The organism is Pseudomonas sp. QD4, assembly GCF_049199125.1.
In the GTDB taxonomy this organism is placed as follows: domain Bacteria; phylum Pseudomonadota; class Gammaproteobacteria; order Pseudomonadales; family Pseudomonadaceae; genus Aquipseudomonas.
Window position 1 is genome coordinate 1,431,078 of the sequence record NZ_JBLZOM010000002.1, and the last position, 24,486, is coordinate 1,455,563.

General features: G+C 63.3%; 26 protein-coding genes. 11 read left to right on the plus strand and 15 right to left on the minus strand.

The features are described 5' to 3' along the window. Nucleotides 1-37 precede the first annotated feature (37 nt). Nucleotides 38-967, minus strand: a complete 930-nt coding sequence (locus ACOZJV_RS17525; protein WP_421548123.1) for a zinc ABC transporter substrate-binding protein — start codon at nt 965-967, stop codon at nt 38-40. Between the two features lie 57 nt (nt 968-1,024). On the opposite strand from ACOZJV_RS17525, the gene zur reads away from it, so the two are divergent. Genes zur through ACOZJV_RS17545 form a run of 4 tightly spaced genes read left to right on the plus strand, consistent with a single transcriptional unit; the run spans nt 1,025 to nt 3,833 of the window. Further along, complete coding sequence (gene zur, locus ACOZJV_RS17530) at nt 1,025-1,507, plus strand: zinc uptake transcriptional repressor Zur (RefSeq protein ID WP_020295034.1); 483 nt, start codon at nt 1,025-1,027, stop codon at nt 1,505-1,507. Continuing rightward, nucleotides 1,507-2,295 carry a zinc ABC transporter ATP-binding protein ZnuC gene (gene znuC, locus ACOZJV_RS17535; RefSeq protein WP_020295033.1) on the plus strand — a complete coding sequence of 263 codons (789 nt, stop codon included), beginning with the start codon at nt 1,507-1,509 and terminating at the stop codon, nt 2,293-2,295. Before zur ends, znuC begins: the two co-directional genes overlap by 1 nt. Next, nucleotides 2,288-3,076 (plus strand): zinc ABC transporter permease subunit ZnuB, encoded by a 789-nt coding sequence (gene znuB, locus ACOZJV_RS17540; RefSeq protein ID WP_020295032.1) that lies wholly within the window; start codon nt 2,288-2,290, stop codon nt 3,074-3,076. Before znuC ends, znuB begins: the two co-directional genes overlap by 8 nt. Nucleotides 3,077-3,113: 37 nt before the next feature. Continuing rightward, nucleotides 3,114-3,833, plus strand: coding sequence for a PA5502 family lipoprotein (locus tag ACOZJV_RS17545; RefSeq protein WP_078470271.1), 720 nt, complete (start codon nt 3,114-3,116; stop codon nt 3,831-3,833). Nucleotides 3,834-3,910: 77 nt separating this feature from the next. Here ACOZJV_RS17545 and katE read toward each other — a convergent pair whose 3' ends face one another. Continuing rightward, nucleotides 3,911-6,049, minus strand: coding sequence for a catalase HPII (gene katE / locus ACOZJV_RS17550; protein WP_078470272.1), 2,139 nt, complete (start codon nt 6,047-6,049; stop codon nt 3,911-3,913). Between the two features lie 270 nt (nt 6,050-6,319). On the opposite strand from katE, the gene ACOZJV_RS17555 reads away from it, so the two are divergent. Genes ACOZJV_RS17555 through ACOZJV_RS17565 form a run of 3 tightly spaced genes read left to right on the plus strand, consistent with a single transcriptional unit; the run spans nt 6,320 to nt 8,813 of the window. Beyond that, complete coding sequence (locus tag ACOZJV_RS17555) at nt 6,320-7,327, plus strand: methionine ABC transporter ATP-binding protein (protein WP_078470577.1); 1,008 nt, start codon at nt 6,320-6,322, stop codon at nt 7,325-7,327. After that, nucleotides 7,327-7,992, plus strand: a complete 666-nt coding sequence (locus tag ACOZJV_RS17560) for a methionine ABC transporter permease (protein WP_078470273.1) — start codon at nt 7,327-7,329, stop codon at nt 7,990-7,992. The genes ACOZJV_RS17555 and ACOZJV_RS17560 overlap by 1 nt, the downstream gene beginning before the upstream one ends. Before the next feature lie 47 nt (nt 7,993-8,039). Further along, on the plus strand, nt 8,040-8,813 hold the full coding sequence (locus ACOZJV_RS17565) for a MetQ/NlpA family ABC transporter substrate-binding protein (RefSeq protein WP_078470274.1): 774 nt from the start codon (nt 8,040-8,042) through the stop codon (nt 8,811-8,813). A gap of 88 nt (nt 8,814-8,901) precedes the next feature. Here the strand turns inward: ACOZJV_RS17565 and ACOZJV_RS17570 are convergent, their stop codons facing one another. The 5 genes from ACOZJV_RS17570 to ACOZJV_RS17590 are packed head-to-tail and all read right to left on the minus strand — an operon-like array spanning nt 8,902 to nt 12,801. Further along, nucleotides 8,902-9,534, minus strand: coding sequence for an SCO family protein (locus tag ACOZJV_RS17570; RefSeq protein WP_020295026.1), 633 nt, complete (start codon nt 9,532-9,534; stop codon nt 8,902-8,904). Beyond that, on the minus strand, nt 9,531-10,430 hold the full coding sequence (cyoE, locus tag ACOZJV_RS17575; RefSeq protein WP_020295025.1) for a heme o synthase: 900 nt from the start codon (nt 10,428-10,430) through the stop codon (nt 9,531-9,533). The genes ACOZJV_RS17570 and cyoE overlap by 4 nt, the downstream gene beginning before the upstream one ends. Further along, nucleotides 10,418-11,497: a COX15/CtaA family protein gene (locus ACOZJV_RS17580; protein ID WP_421548124.1), complete on the minus strand. Its 1,080-nt coding sequence runs from the start codon at nt 11,495-11,497 to the stop codon at nt 10,418-10,420. Before ACOZJV_RS17580 ends, cyoE begins: the two co-directional genes overlap by 13 nt. Before the next feature lie 10 nt (nt 11,498-11,507). Then, complete coding sequence (locus tag ACOZJV_RS17585) at nt 11,508-12,095, minus strand: hypothetical protein (protein WP_078470276.1); 588 nt, start codon at nt 12,093-12,095, stop codon at nt 11,508-11,510. Next, nucleotides 12,061-12,801 (minus strand): SURF1 family protein, encoded by a 741-nt coding sequence (locus ACOZJV_RS17590; RefSeq protein WP_421548125.1) that lies wholly within the window; start codon nt 12,799-12,801, stop codon nt 12,061-12,063. Before ACOZJV_RS17590 ends, ACOZJV_RS17585 begins: the two co-directional genes overlap by 35 nt. Before the next feature lie 71 nt (nt 12,802-12,872). Between ACOZJV_RS17590 and ACOZJV_RS17595 the strand changes: the two genes are divergently transcribed. Beyond that, complete coding sequence (locus tag ACOZJV_RS17595) at nt 12,873-13,076, plus strand: twin transmembrane helix small protein (RefSeq protein WP_020295021.1); 204 nt, start codon at nt 12,873-12,875, stop codon at nt 13,074-13,076. Between the two features lie 7 nt (nt 13,077-13,083). On the opposite strand, the gene ACOZJV_RS17600 is transcribed toward ACOZJV_RS17595, so the two are convergent. The 4 genes from ACOZJV_RS17600 to coxB all read right to left on the minus strand — a co-directional run bounded on the left by ACOZJV_RS17600 (nt 13,084) and on the right by coxB (nt 17,453). Continuing rightward, on the minus strand, nt 13,084-13,971 hold the full coding sequence (locus ACOZJV_RS17600) for a cytochrome c oxidase subunit 3 (protein ID WP_020295020.1): 888 nt from the start codon (nt 13,969-13,971) through the stop codon (nt 13,084-13,086). Between the two features lie 34 nt (nt 13,972-14,005). Then, nucleotides 14,006-14,563: a cytochrome c oxidase assembly protein gene (locus ACOZJV_RS17605; RefSeq protein WP_020295019.1), complete on the minus strand. Its 558-nt coding sequence runs from the start codon at nt 14,561-14,563 to the stop codon at nt 14,006-14,008. Between the two features lie 84 nt (nt 14,564-14,647). Continuing rightward, the gene (ctaD, locus tag ACOZJV_RS17610; protein ID WP_078470278.1) at nt 14,648-16,243 is read right to left on the minus strand and encodes a cytochrome c oxidase subunit I; all 1,596 of its coding nucleotides are present in this window, start codon (nt 16,241-16,243) and stop codon (nt 14,648-14,650) included. 82 nt (nt 16,244-16,325) lie between these two features. Continuing rightward, nucleotides 16,326-17,453 (minus strand): cytochrome c oxidase subunit II, encoded by a 1,128-nt coding sequence (gene coxB / locus ACOZJV_RS17615; protein ID WP_078470279.1) that lies wholly within the window; start codon nt 17,451-17,453, stop codon nt 16,326-16,328. Nucleotides 17,454-17,824: 371 nt separating this feature from the next. On the opposite strand from coxB, the gene ACOZJV_RS17620 reads away from it, so the two are divergent. Continuing rightward, nucleotides 17,825-18,475 (plus strand): hypothetical protein, encoded by a 651-nt coding sequence (locus ACOZJV_RS17620; RefSeq protein WP_078470280.1) that lies wholly within the window; start codon nt 17,825-17,827, stop codon nt 18,473-18,475. Nucleotides 18,476-18,521: 46 nt separating this feature from the next. Here ACOZJV_RS17620 and ACOZJV_RS17625 read toward each other — a convergent pair whose 3' ends face one another. From ACOZJV_RS17625 to ACOZJV_RS17635, 3 genes are all read right to left on the minus strand, one after another. Then, entirely contained in the window at nt 18,522-20,090 is a 1,569-nt protein-coding gene (locus tag ACOZJV_RS17625) for a SulP family inorganic anion transporter (protein ID WP_078470281.1), read from the minus strand. Nucleotides 20,091-20,180: 90 nt separating this feature from the next. Continuing rightward, complete coding sequence (locus tag ACOZJV_RS17630) at nt 20,181-20,909, minus strand: carbonic anhydrase (protein ID WP_078470282.1); 729 nt, start codon at nt 20,907-20,909, stop codon at nt 20,181-20,183. 259 nt (nt 20,910-21,168) lie between these two features. After that, complete coding sequence (locus tag ACOZJV_RS17635) at nt 21,169-22,227, minus strand: PA0069 family radical SAM protein (RefSeq protein ID WP_078470283.1); 1,059 nt, start codon at nt 22,225-22,227, stop codon at nt 21,169-21,171. A gap of 137 nt (nt 22,228-22,364) precedes the next feature. On the opposite strand from ACOZJV_RS17635, the gene ACOZJV_RS17640 reads away from it, so the two are divergent. Together ACOZJV_RS17640 and ACOZJV_RS17645 are read left to right on the plus strand one after the other, a co-directional pair. Continuing rightward, entirely contained in the window at nt 22,365-22,793 is a 429-nt protein-coding gene (locus ACOZJV_RS17640) for a hypothetical protein (RefSeq protein WP_078470284.1), read from the plus strand. A gap of 5 nt (nt 22,794-22,798) precedes the next feature. Then, nucleotides 22,799-23,128 carry a hypothetical protein gene (locus ACOZJV_RS17645; RefSeq protein ID WP_201128755.1) on the plus strand — a complete coding sequence of 110 codons (330 nt, stop codon included), beginning with the start codon at nt 22,799-22,801 and terminating at the stop codon, nt 23,126-23,128. Between the two features lie 50 nt (nt 23,129-23,178). Here ACOZJV_RS17645 and ACOZJV_RS17650 read toward each other — a convergent pair whose 3' ends face one another. After that, nucleotides 23,179-24,483 carry a c-type cytochrome gene (locus tag ACOZJV_RS17650; protein WP_421548126.1) on the minus strand — a complete coding sequence of 435 codons (1,305 nt, stop codon included), beginning with the start codon at nt 24,481-24,483 and terminating at the stop codon, nt 23,179-23,181. Nucleotides 24,484-24,486 lie beyond the last annotated feature (3 nt).

The window sequence follows — 24,486 nt, forward strand, 5'->3', positions numbered from 1 at the left end:
TCCAGCAGGAGCAAACTCCCTCGCCACAGGCCCGGCTTTACAGCGACTCCAGGCAACCCGCCAGGTCATTGCCGAGCTTTTCCAGCACCTGCTCATAACCCTGAGCCGTAGCCGGCGTGTAGCCGCCCAAGGCATCCAGCTCTGCCAGCTTCACCGGCAACCCGGCGATCAGGGTTTCCGCCAGCCGCGGGCGTAGCGGCGGCTCGCTGAATACGCAAGTCTTGCCGACTTCCTGCAAGCGCGTGCGCATCGCCGCGACGTGCTGCGCACCGGGCTGGACTTCCGCCGCGACGCTGAACACGCCTGTGTGCTTGAGGCCGTAGGCGTCTTCGAAATAATCGAACGCTTCGTGGAACACGAAATAGGGTTTGCCGGCGATACCCGCCAGGCGCTGCTTCAGACGTGCGTCCAGGGCGTCCAGGCGGCCTTCGAAGGCGCTGAGGTTGCTCTGGTAGCGCGCGGCATTGGCAGGGTCGGCAGCGCTCAGGTCGGCGGCCATGCGTGCAGCGATCACGCGGGCGTTGACCGGGGAAAGCCAGAGGTGGGCATCCAGGCTGCCGGGGCGATGATCGTGGTCGTGTTCGTCGGCATCTTCGGCGTGGGAGTGGCTATCTTCGGCAAAACGGCGAAGCTTGAGCCCGGGAATGTCCTGAAGCGCCACGGACGGCAGGGTCCGGCCCTTGAGCACCCGAGGCAGGAACCCCTCCATGTCCGGGCCAATCCAGTACAGCAGGTCGACCGACTGCACCTTGCGCACATCCGACGGGCGCAACGCATAGTTGTGCGGCGAGGCGCCAGGCGGCAGCAGCACTTCGGGAACGGCAACGCCGTCCTGTACCGCAGCGGCAATCAACTGCAAGGGTTTGATGCTGGTCAGCACCTGAACTTCGGCCTGGGCAGCGCCGATCACGAACAGGTTGACGGTAAAAGCGACAAAAAGGGCAAAAAGTCGGGACACGATGACCACTCGAGGAGGCGAGAACAGGTAACATAATAACGTCTCTCACAACTATCGTCGCCGCTCATGCCTAAAACACCGCTCGCCAGCCGTCCCCACGACCACTCTCATTGCGTGCACAGCGCACTGTCTGAGGCCGACGCCCTGTGCGCCCGGCAAGGCCTGCGCCTGACCGCCCTGCGGCGGCGGGTGCTGGAACTGGTGTGGCAAAGCCACAAGCCGTTGGGCGCCTACGACATCCTCGCCGTACTCAGCGAGCAGGACGGCCGCCGCGCCGCGCCACCGACGGTGTACCGCGCCCTGGATTTCCTTCTGGAAAACGGCCTGGTACACCGCATCGCCTCGCTCAATGCCTTTGTCGGCTGCAACCATCCGGAGCATGCGCATCAGGGCCAGTTTCTGATTTGCCGTGAATGCCACGCGGCCATCGAACTTGAACAAGCCAGCATCAGCGACGCGATCGTCAGCAGTGCCCGCGATGTCGGCTTTATCGTCGAAGGCCAGACCGTCGAAGTCGTCGGTCTGTGCTCGGGCTGCCAGGGGGCTTGATGAGCACTGCGCTGATTCGCCTCGATCAGGTCGCCGTGACCTTTGCCGGGCAGAACGTACTGGACAATATCCAGCTCAGCGTCGAGCCGGGACAGATCGTGACCCTGATCGGCCCCAACGGCGCCGGCAAGACCACCCTGGTGCGGGCCGTGCTCGGCCTGCTCAAGCCCGACAGCGGCACAGTCTGGCGCAAGCCCAAGCTGCGTGTGGGCTACATGCCGCAAAAACTCCATGTCGACCCGACCTTGCCGCTGTCGGTCCTGCGCTTCTTGCGCCTGGTCCCGGGGGTGGACCGCCCTCGGGCCCTGGCCGCGCTCAAGGAAGTCGGCGCCGAACACGTGATCGACAGCCCGGTGCAAAGCGTGTCCGGCGGCGAGATGCAGCGCGTGCTGCTGGCCCGGGCCCTGCTGCGCGAGCCTGAACTGCTGGTGCTCGACGAGCCGGTGCAGGGCGTCGATGTCGCTGGCCAGGCCGAGCTGTACAGCCTAATCACCCGCCTGCGCGACCGCCACGGTTGCGGGGTGCTGATGGTCTCCCACGACCTGCACCTGGTGATGAGCACCACTGACCAGGTGGTGTGCCTCAACCGTCACGTCTGCTGCTCCGGGCACCCCGAGCAAGTCAGCGGCGACCCGGCCTTCGTCGAACTGTTTGGCAAGAACGCGCAAAGCCTGGCGATCTATCACCACCACCACGACCACGCCCATGACCTGCACGGGTCGGTGGTCACCACCGAGGCCGCCGCAGGCCATGTTCACGTCCATGGAGAAAGCTGCAAGCATGGCTGATTTTCTGCTCTACGCCCTGCTTGCAGGTCTTGCTCTGGCACTGGTCGCAGGCCCCCTGGGTTCTTTCGTGGTCTGGCGCCGGATGGCGTATTTCGGCGACACCCTGTCCCACGCCGCCCTGCTTGGCGTGGCCCTGGGCTTTCTGCTGGATGTCAGCCCGACCGTCGCGGTGACCGTCGGCTGCCTGCTGCTGGCCGTGCTGCTGGTCACGCTGCAACAGCGCCAGCCACTGGCGTCCGACACCCTGCTGGGGATTCTCGCGCCCAGCACCCTGTCCCTGGGGCTGGTGGTACTAAGCTTCATGCATGAGGTGCGGATCGACCTGATGGCCTATCTGTTCGGCGACCTGTTGGCAATCAGCCCCGGTGACCTGGGCTGGATCCTCGGCGGCAGCGCCCTGGTATTGCTGTTGCTGGTCGCCCTGTGGCGACCGCTGCTGGCGGTGACCGTGCACGAAGAGCTGGCACGGGTCGAAGGCTTGCCGGTAGCCGCGTTGCGCCTGGTGCTGATGCTGCTGATCGCCGTGGTGATCGCGGTCGCGATGAAGATTGTCGGGGTTTTGCTGATCACCTCGCTGTTGATCATCCCGGCCGCCGCCGCCCAGCGCCACGCCCGCTCGCCGGAGCAGATGGCCCTCGGCGCCAGCCTGCTGGGCATGCTCGCGGTGTGCGGCGGGCTGGCGTTGTCCTGGTTCAAGGACACCCCGGCCGGACCCTCGATTGTGGTCACTGCCGCCGCGCTGTTTCTGCTGAGTTTTGTCCTGCCCCGTCGAGGGGTGTAGACTTGCTCGTTTTTTGCGCAATTAGAGAGTCGCAGGAATGAAGCCGTTCGCCTCCCGTTATCTGCTCCTTGTCGCATTTTCCCTGCTACTGGGCGCCTGCCAAAGCACGCCGCCGGCGGCCACCGAGGTCCCCGACGCACGGGCCGCGGCGATCGCGCAGCTGCAACAAAACATCGCCAGCAGCGAGCTGGCCACCGCCGAGGATCAACTTGCCGCGTTGCAGGCCCAGTCGCCCAACGACCCGCAGTTGGAGCCCTATCAACGGCAATTGGCCGAAGCCTATCTGCAGCGCAGCCAGATCGTGCTGCAAAAGGGTGATGTCAACGCCGCCGCCACCGCGCTGAGCCGCGCCCGGGCGCTGATGCCGAAGGCACCGGCCCTCACCGGCGGCGTCAACAACGCCATCGCCCACGCCCGCAAGGCCGAACTTGAGCAGGCCGAAGCCGCGCTGAAAGCCGCCGAAGCCAAACCTGCGGCCAAGGTGATCGACCCGACAGCCGAAAGCACCACCGTTGCGCTGAACTTGAAGGATATTCGGCAAATGCGGCGCCAACTCGACGCGATTGCCAGCGATGTGGTGAATTATCAGTGTGACGTGAGCATCCAGGCCCCGCGCACCGAAGATTACCCCTGGCTGGCGACGTTGCTGAGCAAACGGGTTAAGAAACTCGATGCCGGTTTCGATCTGAAGATCGAACGGCAGATCCTGCGCCACATCCCCGCGCAGATCGTCTTGAGCCCACGCAAGGCCCAATAACCTTAGGCGCCAACCTCAAGCGCCGACCCGGCGTCTCCTGCTGGAGTCGTCGGGCCGGCGATAGCGCTGCAGTCAGCTCACGCCGGAATTGCCTTGGCCTTGGGCTCGCGCGCCCAGACCCGGTGCTGGGCAATCGCCGCGAAAAACGCCTTGATCGCCTTGGCATCACCGCCGACGATCAAGCCCGCATCCGCCTCCAGCTTCAGCACATCCAGCAACTGCTTGGCCTCGCCACTCAGGGCAATCGCCTTGAGGTGCTTGTAGGCTTCCAGCAGGTAATGCAGGGCCACGCCATCGCCACTCAGGGCCTGGATCGACTTGGCGCCGCCGGGCACGAATACGGCGTCAAAGGCCACTGACGGCAAGCCTTCCATCGACGCATCCACCGCCAGGCTCTTGCCATCGGCCGTGGTCACCGGCGCCGACGTCGGGCCGAGCAATTTGGCGTGGGCACCGGCAGCCTCGAGGGCTTTTTTAATGGCGGCGATCGCCGCACCGTCGACGCCATTGGCCGCCAGAATCGCGACTTTCCGAGTTTTGATATCCCCTGACAGCAGGTTGGCCTGACTCAGGGCCGGCGAGCGATCCAGGGCCGGCTCGGGCACGCCGACGGTGCCGGCTTTAGGTGCCGGCAGGCCGAGGTTCTCGGCGACCCGTGCAGCCAGGCCCAGGTCGATATTGGCCAGGATCTCGTTGACCTGGCGCTCGCGGATCCACTGGCGCTCGACCTTGCCCAGTTCGAAGCTGTAGGCCGCAATGATGTGCTCTTGCTCGTGGGCGCTCATGCTCTTGAAGAACAGCCGCGCCTGAGAGAAGTGATCGCTGAAGGATTCGCTGCGTTCGCGGATCTTGTGCGCATCGATGCGCTCGTTATAGCTCTCGAAACCGCCATCCTGGGCCGCAGGTGGCGTCTCTCTCGGCCAGCCGCCGTCGATCGAGTTCGGCTCATAGGAGGCGCGACCCTTGTCGATGGTGGTGCGGTGCATGGCATCGCGCTGGCCGTTATGAAACGGCGTGACCGGACGGTTGATCGGCAGCTCGTGAAAATTCGGGCCACCCAGGCGGCTGATCTGGGTATCGGTGTAGGAAAACAGCCGACCCTGCAGCAGCGGGTCATTGGAGAAGTCGATGCCCGGCACGATATGCCCGGGACAGAACGCCACCTGCTCGGTCTCGGCAAAGTAGTTATCCGGGTTGCGGTTGAGCACCATCTTGCCCAGGGGCGTGATGGGCACCAGCTCTTCGGGAATCAGCTTGGTCGGGTCGAGGATGTCGAAGTCGAAATTGTGCTCGTCTTCCTCGGCAATGATCTGTACGCCGAACTCCCATTCCGGGTAGTCGCCGCCTTCGATCGACTCCCAGAGGTCACGCCGGTGGAAGTCGGTGTCCTTGCCTGCCAGCTTCTGCGCCTCGTCCCACACCAGGGAGCACGTGCCCGCAGTCGGACGCCAGTGGAACTTGACGAAGTTGGACTTGCCCTCGGCATTCACCAGGCGAAAGGTGTGCACGCCAAAGCCTTGCATGGTGCGCAGGCTTTTCGGGATGGCGCGGTCGGACATGGCCCAGATCACCATGTGCGCCGACTCCGGCTGCAACGAGACGAAATCCCAGAACGTATCGTGGGCCGAACCGCCAGTGGGTATTTCGTTGTGCGGCTCGGGTTTTACCGCGTGCACGAAGTCCGGAAACTTGATCGCATCCTGGATAAAGAACACCGGCATGTTGTTGCCCACCAGGTCGAAGTTGCCCTCGTCGGTGAAGAACTTCACGGCAAAGCCACGCACGTCACGCACGGTATCACCCGAGCCACGCGGGCCCTGCACCGTGGAGAAACGGACAAAGACCGGGGTTTTCTTCCCCGGGTCCCGCAGGAAACCGGCCTTGGTCAGGGCCGAATGGTTGTCGTAGGTCTGAAAGTAGCCATGGGCGCCGACGCCGCGGGCGTGGACGATGCGCTCCGGAATGCGCTCATGGTCAAAATGCGTGATTTTCTCACGCATGATGAAGTCTTCCAGCAGCGAAGGCCCGCGGGCACCGGCCTTCAGGGTGTTCTGGTTATCGGCGACCTTGACCCCCTGGTTGGTGCGCAGGGCTTGCTCGGTGGCGTCCGAGCGAAAGGGTTCCAGGCTTTGCAGCTTGCTGTTGGTGTTGCCCCGATCCAGGGTGTCGGTCCCAGCCAGCTGGCTTTTTGCTGGGTTTGGCTTCTTGGTACTCATCAGACAAAAACTCCTCGTTTTGCGAATCCCCAGCAGGCCTGGGTTTCATGAGCAAGGTCCCCAGGCACGGCACCTGGGAGCTTTCGAGTTGCTTAAGTAGTGACTGGCGAGCCGCTGTGGCCGTTCCTTTTTTATGACCTTTGATCGCGTTATTGCCAAATCGAAGGATGAATAAGAAATAAATGCTAAGAACCTCTATACGGACAGGCTAAAATGCGCGCCCGGCTAACCGCTGACCCTTTTTCCAACGCGCCCCACAAGGTTCGCTACGTGATCGAGTTTCAAGACGTCCATAAAACCTACCGGGTCGCCGGTAAGGATATTCCCGCCCTGCATTCGACCAATCTGCGTGTCGAGGAAGGCCAGGTGTTCGGCATCATCGGCCATTCCGGCGCGGGCAAAAGTACCCTGCTGCGCCTGATCAACCGCCTGGAAAACCCCAGCGGCGGCGAGATCATCGTCGACGGCGAGGCTGTCACCCTGCTCAACGCCTATGGCCTGCGGCGCTTCCGCCAGCAGGTCGGGATGATTTTCCAGCACTTCAACCTGCTGGCGTCCAAGACCGTGGCCGACAACGTGGCCTTGCCCCTGACCCTGGCCGGCGAAATGCCCCGCAGCGAGATCGACAAACGGGTCGCCGAGCTGCTGGATCGCGTCGGCCTCGCCGATCACGCCAAGAAGTACCCGGCCCAGCTTTCCGGAGGCCAGAAGCAGCGCGTCGGCATCGCCCGCGCCCTGGCCACCAAGCCGAAAATCCTGCTCTGCGACGAAGCCACCAGTGCCCTGGACCCGCAAACCACTGCGTCGGTCCTGCAACTGCTGGCCGAGATCAACCGCGAGCTGAACCTGACCATCGTACTGATCACCCATGAAATGGACGTGATCCGCCGCGTCTGCGACCAGGTGGCGGTGATGGATGCCGGCGTGATCGTCGAGCAAGGTGCGGTGGCCGATGTGTTCCTGCACCCCAAGCACCCGACCACCAAGCGTTTCGTCCAGGAAAACGAGCAGATCGACGAAAACGAACAGCGCGACGATTTCGCTCACGTGCCGGGGCGCATCGTGCGCCTGACGTTCCAGGGCGACGCCACCTACGCGCCGCTGCTGGGCACCGTGGCCCGCGAGACCGGAGTCGACTACAGCATTCTCGCCGGACGCATCGACCGCATCAAAGACACCCCTTATGGGCAACTGACCCTGGCCGTGACCGGCGGTGACATGGAAGCGGCCTTCGCCCGCTTCACCGCGGCCGATGTGCATATGGAGGTGCTGCGCTGATGGATGCTTTCTTCGCCAATATCGACTGGATTGAAATCTGGCTGGCCACCGGCGACACCCTGATGATGCTCGGCGGCTCGCTGCTGTTCACCGTGCTGCTCGGCCTGCCCCTGGGCGTGCTGCTGTTTCTGTGCAGCCCACGGCAGCTGCTGGAGCAGAAGTCGGTGTATGCCTTGCTGTCGCTGATCGTGAATATCCTGCGCTCGCTGCCTTTCATCATTTTGCTGATCGTGATGATCCCGTTCACCGTCCTGATCACCGGCACTTCGCTGGGTGTCGGCGGCGCCATCCCGCCCCTGGTAGTCGGGGCCACGCCGTTCTTTGCGCGGCTGGTGGAGACGGCCCTGCGTGAAGTCGACCGCGGCATCATCGAGGCCACCCAGGCCATGGGCGCCACCACCCGACAGATCATTACCAATGCCTTGCTGCCCGAAGCGCGTCCCGGCATCTTTGCCGCCATTACCGTGACCGCGATTACCCTGGTGTCCTACACGGCCATGGCCGGGGTGGTGGGTGCCGGCGGTTTGGGCGACCTGGCGATCCGCTTTGGTTACCAGCGCTTCCAGACCGATGTGATGGTGGTCACGGTGATCCTGTTGCTGGTGCTGGTTCAAGTTCTGCAGACCGTCGGCGATAAGCTGGTGGTGCATTTTTCCCGAAAATAACGCATGGCCGACGCCCGGCGACGGGCGCCTCACAAGGAGTTTGCTGGATGAAAAAACTACTCGTCGCTTTCGCAGCCGTTGCCGCGTTCTCCGCGCACGCTGCCGAAACCCTGACCGTGGCCGCCTCCCCGGTGCCCCACGCCGAGATCCTGGAATTCGTCAAACCGGCACTGGCCAAAGAAGGCGTGGACCTCAAGGTCAAAGTCTTCACCGACTACATCCAGCCCAACGTGCAAGTGGCCGAAAAGCGCCTGGACGCCAACTTCTTCCAGCACCAGCCGTACCTGGATGAGTTCAACAAGGCCAAGGGCACGCAACTGGTGAGCGTGGCCGGCGTGCACCTGGAACCCCTGGGCGCCTACTCCAACAAGTTCAAGAAGCTCGACGAACTGCCAGGCGGCGCCAACGTGGTGATCCCCAACGACGCTACCAACGGTGGCCGCGCCCTGTTGCTGCTGGATAAAGCCGGCCTGATCAAGCTCAAGGACTCGACCAACATCCTGTCGACGATCAAGGACATCAGCGAGAACCCCAAGGACCTGAAATTCCGCGAACTGGAAGCCGCCACCATCCCGCGCGTGCTGACCCAGGTCGACCTGGCGCTGATCAACACCAACTACGCCCTGGAAGCCAAGCTGGATCCGTCCAAGGACGCCCTGGTGATCGAAGGCAAGGACTCGCCTTACGTGAACATCCTGGTGGCCCGTCCTGACAACAAGGACTCGGTTGCCCTGCAGAAACTGGTTGCCGCCCTGCACAGCCCGGAAGTGAAGCAATTCATTCTCGAGAAGTACAAAGGCGCGGTACTGCCAGCGTTCTGATTGCTACCGATACAAAAACGGGGCGCCTTAGGGCGCCCCGTTTTGTTTTGGCCTCGGCAGCTGCTACAGAGGCTCGGCGGTCGAATGGCTAGCGCTTCAACATCACCGGCAGTTGGACCACGAGTTTCTGGTTGTTCAGGGGTGCACGGATGAAGCCGCGCTGGGTGCCGTCCGGGCCGATCACGGCCAGGTTGCCGCTGTGGTCGACGGTGTAGTTGGGCTTGCTGGTATCCGCCGGGATAAAGGGGATGCTCACCGCGTTGGCCAGCTTCTGCAGGTCTTCCACCGAAGCGGCGGTCAGGCCCTTGAACTCCGGGTCGAAGTAACCCAGATACTGCTTGAGCTGCTTGGGGTTATCGCGGTTCGGGTCGACGCTGACCAGAATGATTTGCAGGTTGGCCACCGCCTCCTTGGGCAGCTCGCTTTTGATCTGGCGCAGCTGGGCGAGGGTGGTCGGGCAGATATCGGGGCAGAAGGTATAGCCGAAGAACAGGAGGCTCCACTTGCCCTTCAATTGGTTGACCACCACCGGTTGGCCGTCCTGATCGATCATCTGCACATCCGGCAGGTTGCGGCTCTGTGGCAGCAGGATGATCCCGGCGTCGATCAGCGCAGTCGGATCACCCTGGCCCTTGCCGGACAGCACTTTATTGACGGTGAGCCCCAGGACCAGGGCCACCAGGGCAACGAGAATAAAGACGGTTTTTTGAGTTCGAGTCATAGGTTCAACACTAGGTAGTGGTCTACGAGAAGGGCGATAAACAGCAGGAACAAGTAGTAAATAGAGTACTTGAAGGTGTTGATCGCCGCGTGCGGCCGAGTGCCACGGTACAGCACCCAGGCCCATTGCAGAAACCGCGCGCCCAATCCGAGGGCGCACACCAGGTACAGCACGCCGCTCATGTGGATGACGAAAGGCAGCAGGCTCACGGCCAGCAGGGCAAAGGTGTAGAGCAGGATATGCACCTTGGTGTAATGCTCGCCGTGGGTCACCGGCAGCATCGGGATATCGGCCTTGGCGTATTCCTCCTTGCGATGGATCGCCAGGGCCCAGAAGTGCGGCGGGGTCCAGGCGAAGATAATCAGCACCAGCAGCAGGGGTTCGGCGCTGACATGCCCGGTGGCCGCCACCCAGCCCAGCAGCGGCGGTGCGGCCCCGGCCAGGCCGCCGATCACGATGTTCTGCGGCGTGGCGCGCTTGAGAAAGCCGGTATAGATCACCGCGTAACCCAAGAGCGATGCCAGGGTCAGCCAGGCCGTCAGCGGGTTGGTAAAGGTCAGCAGCAAGGCCTGACCGGCCAGGGCAAGAGCAAGGGCAAAGGTCAGCGCCGCCGCCGGCGACACCCGGCCTTCAGCCAGCGGCCGCTTGTGGGTGCGGGCCATCACTGCATCGATGCGTCGGTCCACCACGTGATTGACCGCCGCCGCACCGCCCGCGCACAGGCCAATCCCCAGGTTGCCGAACACCAGTACCGTCCACGGCACGCCGGCGCGGGTGGCGAGGAACATGCCCACCAGCGAGGTGATCAGCATCAGCACCACCACCTTGGGCTTGGTCAGCTCCAGGTAGTCGCGCCAGATCGCCTGGCTGTGACGCTCGCCGATCAAAGTCGCCATGGCATCTCTCCTTTTATGGTTATGGGCCCAACCGGCTGTTTACGCGGGCTGAGGCGCCAGCCCAGGGGCCATTGGCGCCGAGCCCGGACCAGGCTGGTACGGGCGTGATAGTTGACCAGCACCAGGCTCAGCAGCAGCGCCGCGCCGCCGGCGTTGTGGGCGACGGCCACCAGCAGCGGCAGGTGGAACAACACGTTGCTGATGCCCAGGCCGACCTGCGCCGCCAGCGCCACCAGCACCAGCCCGGCGAGGCGAGTCATGCCCACCTGCTTGAGTTGCCAGGCCAGACCCAGCAACACCAGGGTCACCAGCAGCGCGCCGATGCGGTGGGTCAGGTGAATGGCGGTGCGGGCATCGCTGTCCAGCTGCCCACCCAGGTAGTTGGGGCCGATGTGCTGGGTCAGATGGAAGCCATTGGCGAAGTCCGCATTCGGCCACCACTGGCCGTGGCAGGTCGGCAGGTCGATACAGGCCACCGCCGCATAGTTGGAGCTGACCCAGCCGCCCAGCGCGATCTGCCCGATAACCAGCACCAGCCCCGCCGTGGCCCAATACTGCAGGCGACGCGGCACGATCAGCGCCGGCAGGACCCCGGACAGGCGCAGAGTCAGCAAAAACAGCAGGCTCAAGGTGGCGAAACCGCCCAGCAGGTGCGCCGTCACCACCTGCGGCCAGAGCTTGAGGGTCACCGTCCACATGCCGAAGGCCGCCTGGGCGAAGACCACGAACAACAGGAACAGCGGCAGCTTCAACGGCTGCCCCGGATGGCGGCGATGGGTCCAGGCGCGGGCGGCCAGGGCCACGATCAGCAGGCCCAGGGTCCCGGCGAAGTAGCGATGGACCATCTCGTTCCAGCCCTTGTGGGCCTCCACTGGCGCATCGGGAAAGTGCAGTTCGGCATGGGCCAGCTGGGCCTCGCTTTTGGGCACGCTGATAAAGCCGTAGCAGCCTGGCCAATCCGGGCAGCCCAGGCCGGCGTGGGTCAGCCGGGTGTAGGCGCCGAGCAACACCACGATCAGTGCGAGCAGGGTGGCAAACAGCGCGAGGCGAAATCCAGGTTTGGCCATGACGGTGCCCTTATCCGATGTTCGACAGTTTCAACAGGTGGCGCAGGTCGTTGAGCAGGTCCTTGCCCTTGACCCGGGCGTCGTAGCGCAGCACCAGGTTGCTGTGCGGGTCGACGATCCACAGCTGCGGCGCGCCCTGGTCATTGGCGTTGCGGCTGAAGGTCGAGAGGTCCAGCGGGTAGCGTTGCAGTTGCGGGTATTCACGTTGCAGCTTGGCGCTGTACTCGGCGCTCAGGGGCTGGGCACTGGCCAACGCATGGCTGGCCCGGGAGGCATCACGGCCGAGGGCGACCTGGATCTGCCGCGCCAGGTACACCAGTTGCTGGCAATCCACGGCACATTCTTTGGGCGCGGTGACCAGAATCTGCCAGCGCTCTTCGTCGGCCTGCACCCCGATATCGGCCCGGGTCTGGCCATTGCCGATCAGCTCGCCATGGTAGCTGCGGCTTTCCGGCACCCAGAACTGCAACTTGTACATGCCGGTGGCGAGGATCATGGGGCCGATGACCATGGCTACGATCAGGATCAGTTGCCAGCGCCCGCGGCTTTTCGTGCGCGGTGCGTCAGATGTGTTGGGTGGATTCATGGCCGTTCCCATGGTTTTTCTCCCTTGCGTTGTGCCATCCGAGGTAGAGGTACAGAGCCAGCAGCGCCAGGGCCATGGCGAACCACTGCACGGCGTAGGCCAGGTGTTTTTCCGGGCCCATGGCCACCACCGGCCATTCGGTGACGTAGGTGCCGGGGCCGCCTTCTGCGCGCAGTTGATAGCTAAAGCCGCCACGCCCCAGCTCGCTCCAGAGCCTGCCCGGATCGACCGCGGTGACCAGGCGCGGCCAGTTCGCGCCTGTCGGGTCGGCATGCAGCTGGAAGGTCGCACCGGGGCTGACGTAGACCCAGGCCTCCAGGCTCAGGCTTGAGTCAGGGGTGCTGAACACCGGCGGGGTGCGGCGGTCGGGCCAGGGCAGCCAGCCGCGATTGAGCAGCAGCCAGAGCCCGCTGGCCTGGTCGAGAAAGGGTTGCAGCAGCTCCACGCCGACCTTGCCGTCATGCATGCGGTTATCCAGCAGGAGGCTGTGGGCGGCATCGAAATGCCCGTGCAGGCGCACCCGGCGAAACGCCGGATCCTCGGTGCCATGCAGTTCATAGAGCGACATCGGCTCGGCCACCCGGCGCTCGGCGTAGCTGGCCAGCAGCTCGCGTTTCTGTTCGCCGCGCGACAGCTGCCAGAAGCCCAGGCCCACCAGCACAGGCAGCAACGCCAGCACCACCAGGGTCGGCAGGATGCCCGGGCGAAAGCGCCTCATGCTTGCGCCACAGGGTCGAGAAATCGGCTAGCTATACTCAAGCGCATCGCAGTTCCCCCCGGAGTCCGACCATGCTCAAAGCAGCGATCGTCCTGATGCTGATAGCCACGGTAATCAGCCTGTTCAGCGGCCTGTTCTTTCTGGTCAGGGACGACAGTCACTCCAACCGCGTGCTCACCAGCCTGACCATTCGCGTGTGCCTGGCCGCGATCACCGTCGGCTTGATTGCCTGGGGTTTCTTCAGCGGCCAGTTGGTGTCCCACGCGCCCTGGTAGGCGCGCCTCAGAGCACGTAGACGAAAACGAACAGACCGATCCACACCACATCGACGAAGTGCCAGTACCAACTGGCCGCCTCGAAGCCGAACTGGTGCTCGGCATCGAAATGCCCCTTCATCACCCGCATCAGCATCACAAACAGGATCAGGGTGCCGATGGTGACGTGGGCCCCGTGAAAGCCGGTGAGCATGAAGAAGGTCGCGCCGTACACGCCGGACCCCAGGGTCAGGCCCAACTCGTGATAGGCGTGGATGTACTCCTCGGCCTGGAAGCCAAGGAAGGCACAACCGAGCAGCACGGTCAGCGCCAGCCATATTTTCAGCGCGCCGCGATGGCCTTTTTTCAACGCGTGGTGGGCGATGGTCACGGTGACGCTGGAGCTGACCAGCAGCACCGTGTTCAGCAGGGGCAGGCCCCAGGGGCTGATGGTGCCTTTGGGCGCCGGGAACAGTTTGGGGTCGGGGTTGTTCAGCAGCGGCCAGACGAACTCGAAGTTCGGCCACAGCATATGGGCGATGCCTTTATGCCCCTCGCCGCCGAGCCACGGCCCGGACATATGCCGCACGTAAAACAGCGCGCCGAAGAAGGCGATGAAGAACATCACTTCGGAAAAGATGAACCAGCTCATGCCCCAGCGGAACGAGCGGTCCAGCTGGGCACTGTAGAGCCCGGCGCGGCTTTCCTTGATCACCGCGCCGAACCAGCCGAAGAGCATGTAGGCCAGCAGCAGGCCACCGACGAAAAAGATCAGCGGGCCATGGGATTCCGGGCGCGCGGCCTTGAGGTCGTTGAACCAGGTGGCCAGGCCGAACACGGTGACAAACATGCCCACCGTGGCAATGATCGGCCATTTGCTCTGGGCGGGAACGTAATAGTGCTCATGAGTCGCCATTTATTGTTCTCCTTATCGGGCACGCTAGATCGTCTTAACCGCCGGAGGGGGTGGTTACCGCGACCGGTGGATGACGCGCGGTGATATCGAACAGCGTGTAAGCCAGCGTCAGGTGCTTCACATCCTTGGGCATGTCACGGTCCACGATGAAACGGACCGGCATCTCGATCTGTTCGCCGGGCTGCAGCACCTGCTGGGTAAAGCAGAAGCACTCGGTCTTGTGGAAATACATCGCCGCGCTGCTCGGTGAAATACTCGGCACCGCCTGCGCACTCATCGGGTGATTGCTCGGGTTGCGGGCGATGAAAATCATCTCGTTGACCGCCCCCGGGTGGACCACGATGTCATCGGACTTGGGGTAGAAATCCCAGACCATGTCGATGGCATTGGTCGACAGGAACTGCACCCGGACCTGGCGCGACGCATCCACCTGCAGCTCGCCCTGCTGGTACTGGCCACCGGTCTTGCCGTTGATGCCCAGGGCCTTGCACATCACGTCGTAGATCGGCACCAGGGCAAAGCCGAAGGCAAACATCGCCAGCACCACCAGCAGCAGCCGGGTGACCAGTTTTTTCAGCGAGACCTCAGCCATGACGGCAACCTCCCGCAGCCGGCGGGCTCACGCCGGCAGTGTGCTTGAGCCACGCACGGGCGCCGGGCCCCGCGGCCATGGCTTTCATTTGACTTCCGGGGGCGTGGTGAAGGTGTGGTAAGGCGCCGGCGACGGCACGCTCCACTCCAGCCCTTCGGCACCGTCCCAGGGTTTGGCCGGTGCCGCCGGACCACCACGAATGGTCTTGATGACGATGAACAGGAAGAAGATCTGCGTTGCGCCAAAGGTGAAGGCGCCGATGGACGACACCATGTTGAAGTCGGCGAACTGCAGGTTGTAGTCCGGGATCCGGCGCGGCATGCCCGCCAGCCCGACGAAGTGCATCGGGAAGAAGGCCATGTTCATGCCGACGAAGGACAGCCAGAAGTGCAGCTTGCCCAGGGTTTCGTCGTACATGTGCCCGGTCCACTTCGGCAGCCAGTAATAGGCCGAGGCGAAGATGCCGAAGATCGCTCCCGGCACCAGCACGTAGTGGAAGTGCGCCACCACGAAGTAGGTGTCCTGGTACTGGAAGTCCGCCGGGGCAATGGCCAGCATCAGCCCGGAGAAGCCGCCGATGGTGAACAGGATCACGAAGGCCACGGCGAACAGCATCGGCGTCTCGAAGGTCAGCGAGCCCTGCCACATGGTGCTGACCCAGTTGAACACCTTGACCCCGGTGGGCACCGCGATCAGCAGGGTCGCGTACATGAAGAACAGTTCGCCCACCAGCGGGATGCCGACCACGAACATGTGGTGCGCCCAGACGATGAACGACAGGAAGGCGATGCTCGCCGTGGCGTAGACCATCGAGGTGTAGCCGAACAGCGGCTTGCGCGAGAAGGTGGGGATGATCGAACTGACGGCGCCGAAGGCCGGCAGGATCATGATGTACACCTCGGGGTGGCCGAAGAACCAGAACACGTGCTGGAACAACACCGGGTCGCCGCCACCGGCCGCACTGAAGAAGCTGGTGCCGAAATGGATGTCCATCAGCATCATGGTCACGCAACCGGCCAGCACCGGCATGACCGCAATCAGCAGGAACGCGGTGATCAGCCAGGTCCACACGAACAGCGGCATCTTCATCAGGGTCATGCCCGGGGCACGCAGGTTGAGGATGGTGGCGATCACGTTGATCGCGCCCATGATCGAGCTGATGCCCATCAGGTGGATGGCAAAGATAAAGAAGGTCACGCTTTCCGGGGCGTAAGTGGTGGAGAGCGGGGCGTAGAAGGTCCAACCGAAGTTGGGCCCGCCACCGGGCATGAACAGGGTCGAGACCAGCAGCAGGAACGCCGCCGGCAGCAGCCAGAAACTGAAGTTGTTCATGCGCGGCAGGGCCATGTCCGGCGCGCCGATCATCAGCGGGATCATCCAGTTGGCGAGGCCGACGAAGGCCGGCATCACCGCACCGAAGACCATTACCAGGCCATGCATGGTGGTCATCTGGTTGAAGAACGCCGGCTCGACGATCTGCAACCCGGGCTGGAACAGCTCGGCGCGGATCACCATGGCGAACGAACCGCCCAGGAGGAACATGCAGAAGCTGAACCACAGGTAGAGGGTGCCGATGTCCTTGTGGTTGGTGGTCAGTACCCAGCGCATCAGGCCCTTGGCCGGGCCATGGGCGTGGTCATCATGGCCGGCGTGGCCGTGGTCATCGATAACAGCACTCATGCCCTGTCTCCTGCAAACGGGTGGGCTGGACGATCAGGGGCGATGCCCCGTGACCGGTTCCGGGAATACGCAATAGACCGGCTCATTTGCTTTCCGCCTGTTTCAGAGCCAAAACCTCTTTTGGCGTGACCATGTCGCCCTTGTTGTTGCCCCAGGCGTTGCGTTCGTAGGTCACGACCGCGGCGATATCGACTTCCGACAGCTGCTTGCCGAACGCAGCCATGGCAGTACCCGGTTTGCCGTGGAACACCAGGCTCAGGTGACCTTCCTTGGGCCCGGTGGCGATTTTCGAGCCCTTGAGTGCCGGGAACATCGGCGGCAGGCCCTGGCCTTCGGCCTGGTGACAGGCGACGCAGGTGGTGTGGTAGATCTTGTCGCCGCGCTCCTTGAGCTCGTCGAGTGTCCATTCCTTGCTGGTCAGTTCCTTGAGCTTGGCGGCCTCGGCTTTGCGCTCGCCGAGCCAGGTGTCGTAGTCGGCCTGAGTCTTGACCTCGACCACGATCGGCATGAAGCCGTGGTCCTTGCCGCACAGCTCGGCGCACTGGCCACGGTAGATGCCGGGCTTGTCGACCCGGGTCCAGGCTTCGTTGACGAACCCGGGGATGGCATCGCGCTTGACCGCAAACGCCGGCACCCACCAGGAGTGGATCACGTCCGCCGCCGTCACCAGGAATCGCACCTTCGCGCCCACCGGCAGCACCAGCGGCTGGTCCACCTCCAGCAGGTAATGCTCGCCTTTGACGGCCTGGTTATGAATCTGCTCGGCCGGGGTGGCCAGGTTGCTGAAGAACTCGACGTCCTGGCCCAGGTACTTGTAGTGCCACTTCCACTGATAGCCGGTGATCTGGATGTCCACATCCGGCTCACTGGTGTCGTACATCTTGATCAGGGTCGCGGTCGCCGGCACCGCCATGGCCACCAGGATCAGGAAGGGGATCACCGTCCAGAGAATCTCGACGGTCGTGCTTTCATGGAATTTGGCAGCCACCTGGCCGGTGGAACGGCGGTGAACCATCATCGACCAGAACATGGCGCCGAAGACGATGACGCCGATCACCACACAGATCCAGAAAATGGTCATGTGCAGGTCGAATACCGCGTGACTGATTTCAGTAGCTCCAGGCGCCATATTCACGGTCCAGGCAGCGTTTGCCTGGCTGAATATCGACCACAACAGGAGGCCCATCCAGACTTGTGGATGTCGCATCATTGCGGGTTCCCCTTATCGTTCTTGTTATCCCGCCGGCTTTCACCTGCGGCAAGGGAGCGGCTGCCTAGACTACGAACTTAAACCGCCGGGCCTCGCTGCATTTGCAGTCGGGCGTCATCAGCTAACTTCATACAAGGCCGAGTATAGACAGGGCCTGTGACCTCGCAACGCGACGGGGCAAATCAGCGAAAACACTTCGGCTCAGCCGCGAAGGCCCCGGAGGGAAAGGGGTTGCGGGATCAGTGATGGCAAATCGATATAACCTGGACGACTAAGCATGAAATAATTATGACAAATGCGTCTTAGCTGGTTTCTCAAGCAGGCTAACTTATGTCTTCCCTATTTAATTGCCCTTGTTCCCTGGAGTTTTCATGAACACCGCCGCATTGCGCGAGCAGATTCACCTTGCCCATCAACATGAAGCCAGCACTGGCCAACTGACGAGCCAGCTGGAGACCCAACTGCCCCATCTTCACCCCGCTATTTCGCTGCCTGACGTCGACGCCAAGGGCGTGATGACCCGTTTCGTCACGGCCTACATCGACCAGGTTCCCGATCTGCTGGACGCCGCCAACGCCGTTGCGCGTGAAGCCGGCATCGAATCCCAGATCAAACCGGTGCTGAAAATCGCCGAACACTTCTTCATCCAGCCGCCGGCAATCATGGAAGGCCATGTCGGCCTAGACAGCCTGCTGGACGAAGCCTACCTGGCCCACCGTCTGGTGGAGGAGGTCAACGATCTCTATATCAAGCACTTCAACCAGCCCCTGATCCCGCTGGACATGACTGTCGCCAACCTGATCGCGCACCAGCTGATCGGCGAAACCTTCGCCAACCAACTGGATGAGGCCGTGCACCATGCGGTGGACTCCATGCTCGATGAGGAAAGCTTTGCCCTGGAGTCGGTCGAGGCCTACCGCGAAAAACTCGCCAGCCCCGACACCGAAGCCGCCTGGAAACGCTGGCCGTGCCTGTCGCGCCAACTGGGGGTCGAGCTGGAGCTGGACCAACCCGCCGCCTGACCTGATAAGCAAAAGCCCTCGCTAGAGGGCTTTTTTCATGGCGCGCCTACCCTCGGTCGTGACCCGCCGCAACCAGGCTGCGCGCACTGCCCACCCCGCTCGCGGTGTGCAAGCGCCCCTCCAGTCGCCGCCTGAGGCCGCGCGCCTCGATCACCAGCCGCGAACCTTTCGCTGCATTGGCCCGGTCCCATTCTTCCAGTAGCTCAAGACACGCATGGTCGATATAGCCCAGGTTGCTCAGGGGCACATGGACCGTGGTTCCGGGGGGGATGCTGCCCAGGGCCTGGGTCAGCGCCGGCACCTTAAGGAAAGTCGCCGAGCCCACCAGGCGCAGTTCCATCTCGCCTTCGGCCGGCAGGTCCACCAGGCTGATCTTCAGGCGCGACGCCCCCCACGCCAGCTTCACCAGGGTCAGGCCAAAACCGATCAAGACCCCAGTCAGCAAGTCAGTGAAGACGATGGCCAGCGCCGTCACCCCATAGATCAGCATCGGCATCGGCCCATAGCGCCCCAGCTTGCGCAGCGACTTGAGGTCCACCAGCTTGAAGCCGGTGTACACCAGCACGCCCGCCAGGCTGGCCACGGGGATGCTCTGCAACACGCTGGACAGCAACATCACGAAAGCCAGCAGCCACAGACCATGGAAAATTGCCGACAGGCGTGTGGTGGCGCCGGCCTGCACATTGGCCGAACTGCGCACGATCACCCCGGTCATCGGCAACGCTCCCAGCAGGCCGCAGAGCATATTGCCCACACCCTGGGCCGACAGTTCACGATCGAAATCCGAGCGCTGGCCGCTGTGCATACGATCCACCGCGGCCGCCGAAAGCAGGGTTTCGGCGCTGGCGATAAAGGCCACGGCGAAGGCTGCGATCAGCAAGGTCGGATCCGCCAGGTTGAGCAGATCGGCGGGGCGCAGCCAGTCGATGGCCTCGGCCAGGTTGGCCGGCACCTCGACCCGTTTCACCTGCAACGCCAGCGCCAGGCTGATGCCCGTGGCCAGGCCCACCCCCAGCAGCGCGCCGGGAATGAAACGTAAACGATGGGGCCGCACTTTGTCCCACAGGTACATCACGCCGATGGTCAGCAGCCCGAGCAGGCCTGCCTGCCAGCCCAACCCACCGCCCAGGGTCGGCCAGGCTTCGACCACGGCCTGGGGGAAGCCCGCCAGGTTATCCAGGCCCGACGCCTGGGGCTTGGCATCGAGCATCACATGCACCTGGGAGAGCACGATCAACACCCCGATCCCGGCCAGCATGCCGTACACCACCGCTGGCGCGGTGACCCGAAACCAGCAGCCCAGGCGCAAGCGGCCGGCCACCAATTGCAGAAACCCCGCCAGCAACAGGATCGGCCCCAGCATGGCGATACCGTGCTGGCGCACCAGTTCGAACACCAGCACCGCCAGGCCCGCGGCGGGGCCACTGACCTGCAACGGCGAACCGGCCAGCCAACCCACCACCAGGCCACCGATAATCCCGGTGATCAGGCCCTTGGCCGGCGGCAGGCCCGAGGCAATGGCGATCCCCATGCACAAGGGCAGGGCGACCAGAAACACCACCACGGAGGCCAGCAGCTCCCGTGGCAAAACAGCTTTGAGTTGCGCTGCACGCATGATGACTCTCCCGCGACTTTCTTCAGGCGTGGCAAAGCCCGGCCGTATAAACGGCCGTCAGGGCAGAGCCAGGCTGGGATTTAGGAGGTTTTAGAAGCGCGCTTTAGGCGTCGCGACAGGCACCGGGTGTTTGCCGTCCAGTGGCAGGAAGATGCCCTGGTCGGCGTCGTAGGCCTTGATCTCGCAACTTTCGATGTCGTAGACCCAGCCATGGATAAACAACTGGCCGTTGGCCATGCGCGAAGCCACGGAGGGGTGGGTGCGCAAATGCTGGAGCTGGGCGATGACGTTCTCTTCGGTCAGCACATGCATGCTGGCGTTTTCGTCGGCGCAATCGCAGTTCTCGTGGACCATGGTCTTGGCCACTTCGGCGTGGCGCAGCCAGGCTTTGACCGTGGGCATTTTTTCCAGGCTTTGCGGGTTGAGTACCGCACGCATGGCGCCGCAATCGGAATGCCCGCAAACGATGATGTGGTGCACACCCAGCGCCAGCACCGCGTACTCGATGGCGGTCGACACGCCGCCGTTCATTTGCCCGTAGGGCGGCACCACGTTGCCCACGTTGCGGGTGACAAACAGATCGCCGGGGGCACTTTGGGTAATCAATTCGGGAACGATCCGCGAATCGGCGCAGGCAATGAACATCGCCCGGGGCCGCTGGGCGGTGGCCAGCTTCTTGAACAACTCTTCCTGCTGCGGAAAGACTTCATGTTGAAAATGCAAAAAGCCATCAACGATATGCTGCAGCGCTGCATCGGCGCTTTCAGTGGATTGGGCTGAAGCCGACGCAGCTAGCGGCTGTTTATCCTTGTCACTCATGATTCATTCTCTCTGACGGATTAGGCAAAATTTTCCAGTTTTATCCGGCGCGAAGCCAGCACTTGATCAATAAACAACCAGCACACTGACTGCGACCCATCGGTCACTCGATGAACACGGTAGCCATGGAAACTTAACTCAAACTGAATGGAGCGCTCTAGAACGCCACTATAGGCACGGCAAAACGTGACTATGTTAGCGAACGACCTCTCGCGGTACTACGCAACCATAGGCCAATTCAACCATAGGCCCGTTGCCCTTACAGCAACGACATCTGACCGCCCGGCGGACAAAACGCACTGCAGTCGAGGTTGTAGCCCTCCCGCCGATCAAGCCCCAGGCGCTTGATGGCCTTGGTAAAACGCTGCGCCAGCAGGTCGGCGAACGGACCTTCGCCGCGCATGCGCGCGCCAAAACGGCTGTCGTACAGTTCGCCGCCACGGCTCTGGCGAATCAGGCTCAGTACATGGGCCGCTCGCTGCGGGTAGTGCGCCGCCAACCATTCCTCGAACAGCGGCGCCACTTCCAACGGCAAGCGCAACATCATGTAGGCCGCGCTCTGCGCCCCGGCTTCAAAGGCTTCGGTGAGCAGGCTTTCCAGCTCGCTGTCGTTGATCATCGGGATCATCGGCGAACACAGCACCCCCACCGGGATTCCCGCTTCGCGCATCACCCGGATCGCCCGCAAGCGCGCCTTGGGCGCCGCCGCGCGGGGTTCGAGAATGCGCTTGAGCTCGTCGTCCAGGGTGGTCAGGCTGATCATCACCGCCACCAGCCGCTGCTCGGCCAACTGCACCAGCAGGTCGAGGTCGCGCAAAATCAGCGAGCCCTTGGTGACGATGGTCACCGGATGCCGGTAACGCAGCAGCACTTCGAGGGTGCGCCGGGTCAACTGGTGCTCGCGCTCGATCGGCTGGTAGGGGTCGGTATTGGAGCCCAGGTTGATCGGCGCACAGACGTAGCCGGGTTTGGACAACTGCTGTTCGAGCACCGACGCAGCGTTGGTCTTGGCGATCAGCTTGGTTTCAAAATCAAGCCCCGGGGACAGGTCCCAGTACGCATGGCTGGGCCGGGCGTAGCAGTAGATGCAGCCGTGCTCGCAGCCGCGATAGGGGTTGATCGAGCGGTCGAAGGGCAGGTCCGGCGAGGTATTGCGGGAAATAATGGTCTTGGCCGTTTCAAACATCACCTCGGTGCCCTGGGTCAGCGGGGCTTCCTGATACCAGCCATCGTCCTCGGCCACTGAACGGCTGGGGGCGAAACGGTTGTGGGGGTTGCTCGCGGTGCCACGACCGCGAGGCGGCAAGGGGGTGAACATGAAAGGCACTCCTCAACTGTATGCACATACAGTAATGGAGCCTGCGCCCGGCGCCTAGCGCCGCCGAGCCGAAAACCCCGCCCCGGGCGGACGCAGATCGCGGTATAAGGTCGCCCTGAATCCGAAGGAGCACAGGAATGCCCGCAATCCCCAGCGCGCTGGTGCGCTTGATCGAGCGCCAGCCAGGCAGCATCCACAGAACCCACGAGGGGCCGGTGATCGAGGAGCTCCAGGCCCTGGGCGTACCCCTGGACAGTGAGTTCGGGGTGTTTTTCCTCAACTACGCCATCACTTGCTACCGCGGCCACGCCAGCGATGTAGAGCTGGTCGACATCGATGACGGCGCCATCCGGTTCGGCACCGAATTCGTGCATGAGGTGTGGGAGCTGCCGCAGCACCTGATATGCCTCACCAGTTGCCAGGGCGAAGGCTGCTACCTGTATGACCGCAACAGCGGCGCGGTGCTGGACTTCAGCCTGGCCGACCGGGAGTTGTTCCTGGCGGGCAGCGTTGCGCTGAAGTGGGATGGTTTTTTCCAGTTTTTAACCTGGTACCTGGCGGAGTAAGCGACATGGAGAAAATTTTCTACGCAGCCGATGCCTACCTGCCGAGCTACGACCAGGGCGCCGACATGATCATGGTCAAGAGCAGCGCCGGAGCGCTGTGGGGCGTGTCGTTGGAGTTTGACATCTGCACCCGGGATATCGCCCTGGCGACGGTGCCACGCAACGCCACCTTCGATGAGCACGACCCGCGCTTCGCCCAGGCGCACTGGGTCGAGTACAGCGACGCGATCGGCCTTGTCCCCGCCGGTTGGGAGGACCTGATGCACGCCGGGCTATCGGACCACGTGTGCGGCTACCAGCTGGGCAGCGAACTGGGCATCCGCCGCTTCAAATAAGCCCCAAGCACCCCGCCAACCAGCGCTGGCGGGGGTGCCGCAGGTGATCCTCAGTGGCTGGTCACTTGCCCCAGGTCGTCACCGGACGTGCTCTGCATATCGTCCTTGCGCAGGTCGGCCACGTCCCCGGCCTTGACCTTGGAACCCTGGTTGCCCCAGCTGGTGCGGATGAAATTCACCACATCCGCCACTTCCTGGTCCGACAGGCGCCAGGCGAAGGCCGGCATGGTGAAGGTCGACGGCGCGGTATGGGTCGCCGGCAAAGTACCGCCCTTGAGCACGATGTGAATCAGCGAGGTGGCATCGTCCGACTGCAACACCGGATTGCCCGCCAACGCCGGGAACACCCGGGTGTAGCCATGGCCGTCGGTGCGGTGGCAAGCCGCGCAATTGTCGATGTACACCGCGGCCCCCGGCTTGCTGTCGTCGCCTTTCCACAGGGCTTCGGCCACCTGCTTGTCGTACTGGTGCGGCTGATCCGCGGGGTCGTTGGCCGGCAAGGATTTGAGGTAGCGGGCAATCGCGGTCAGGTCGTCCTCGGACATGTACTGCATGCTGTGCACCACCACATCGCTCATGCCGCCGAAGACGGCGCTGCGATCACTGCGCCCGGTCTTGAGGAACTGCACCAGTTGCTCTTCGCTCCAGCTGCCGAGACCGTCCTTGTGGTCACCGCGCAGGCTCTTGGCGATCCAGCCCTCCAGGGGCGCACTGCCGGACAGAAAGCGGCTGCCATCGTTGGCGCTCAGGGCCTTCTCCTGCATGGTCAGGGCCCGTGGCGTATGGCAGGCGCCGCAATGCCCCAGGCCTTCCACCAGATAAGCACCGCGGCTGACCACCGGGTCGGCACCGATGTTCGGCTGCTGGGCTTCGACCTTGGGCGCGAACATCCAGCGCCAGGCGGTCAGCGGCCAGCGCATGCTCAGCGGCCAGGGGATGTCGCTGTCCTTGTTGTCCTGGGCCACCGGCGCCACGCCTTGCATGAAGTAGGCATAGAGCGCCTGCATGTCGGCATCGCTGACCCGCGCATAGGACGGGAAGGGCATTGCCGGGTACAGGGTACTGCCGCTCTTGGCCACGCCATGGCGCACGGCCTGGTCGAAGTCTTCGAAGCTGTAGTCGCCAATCCCGGTCTTGTCCGGGGTGATGTTGGTCGAGTAGATCACCCCGATCGGGGTTTCCATCGCCAGCCCACCGGCGAACGGCTTGCCGCCCTTGGCGGTGTGGCAGGCCACGCAGTCACCGGCGCGGGCCAGGTACTCACCTTGTTTGACCAGGGCAGGCTGATCGACTTCGGCCGCCTGGAGGGAGGCGCTGCCGAGCAGGGCCAGGGTCGCGATAACGAGTGCTTTCATGGT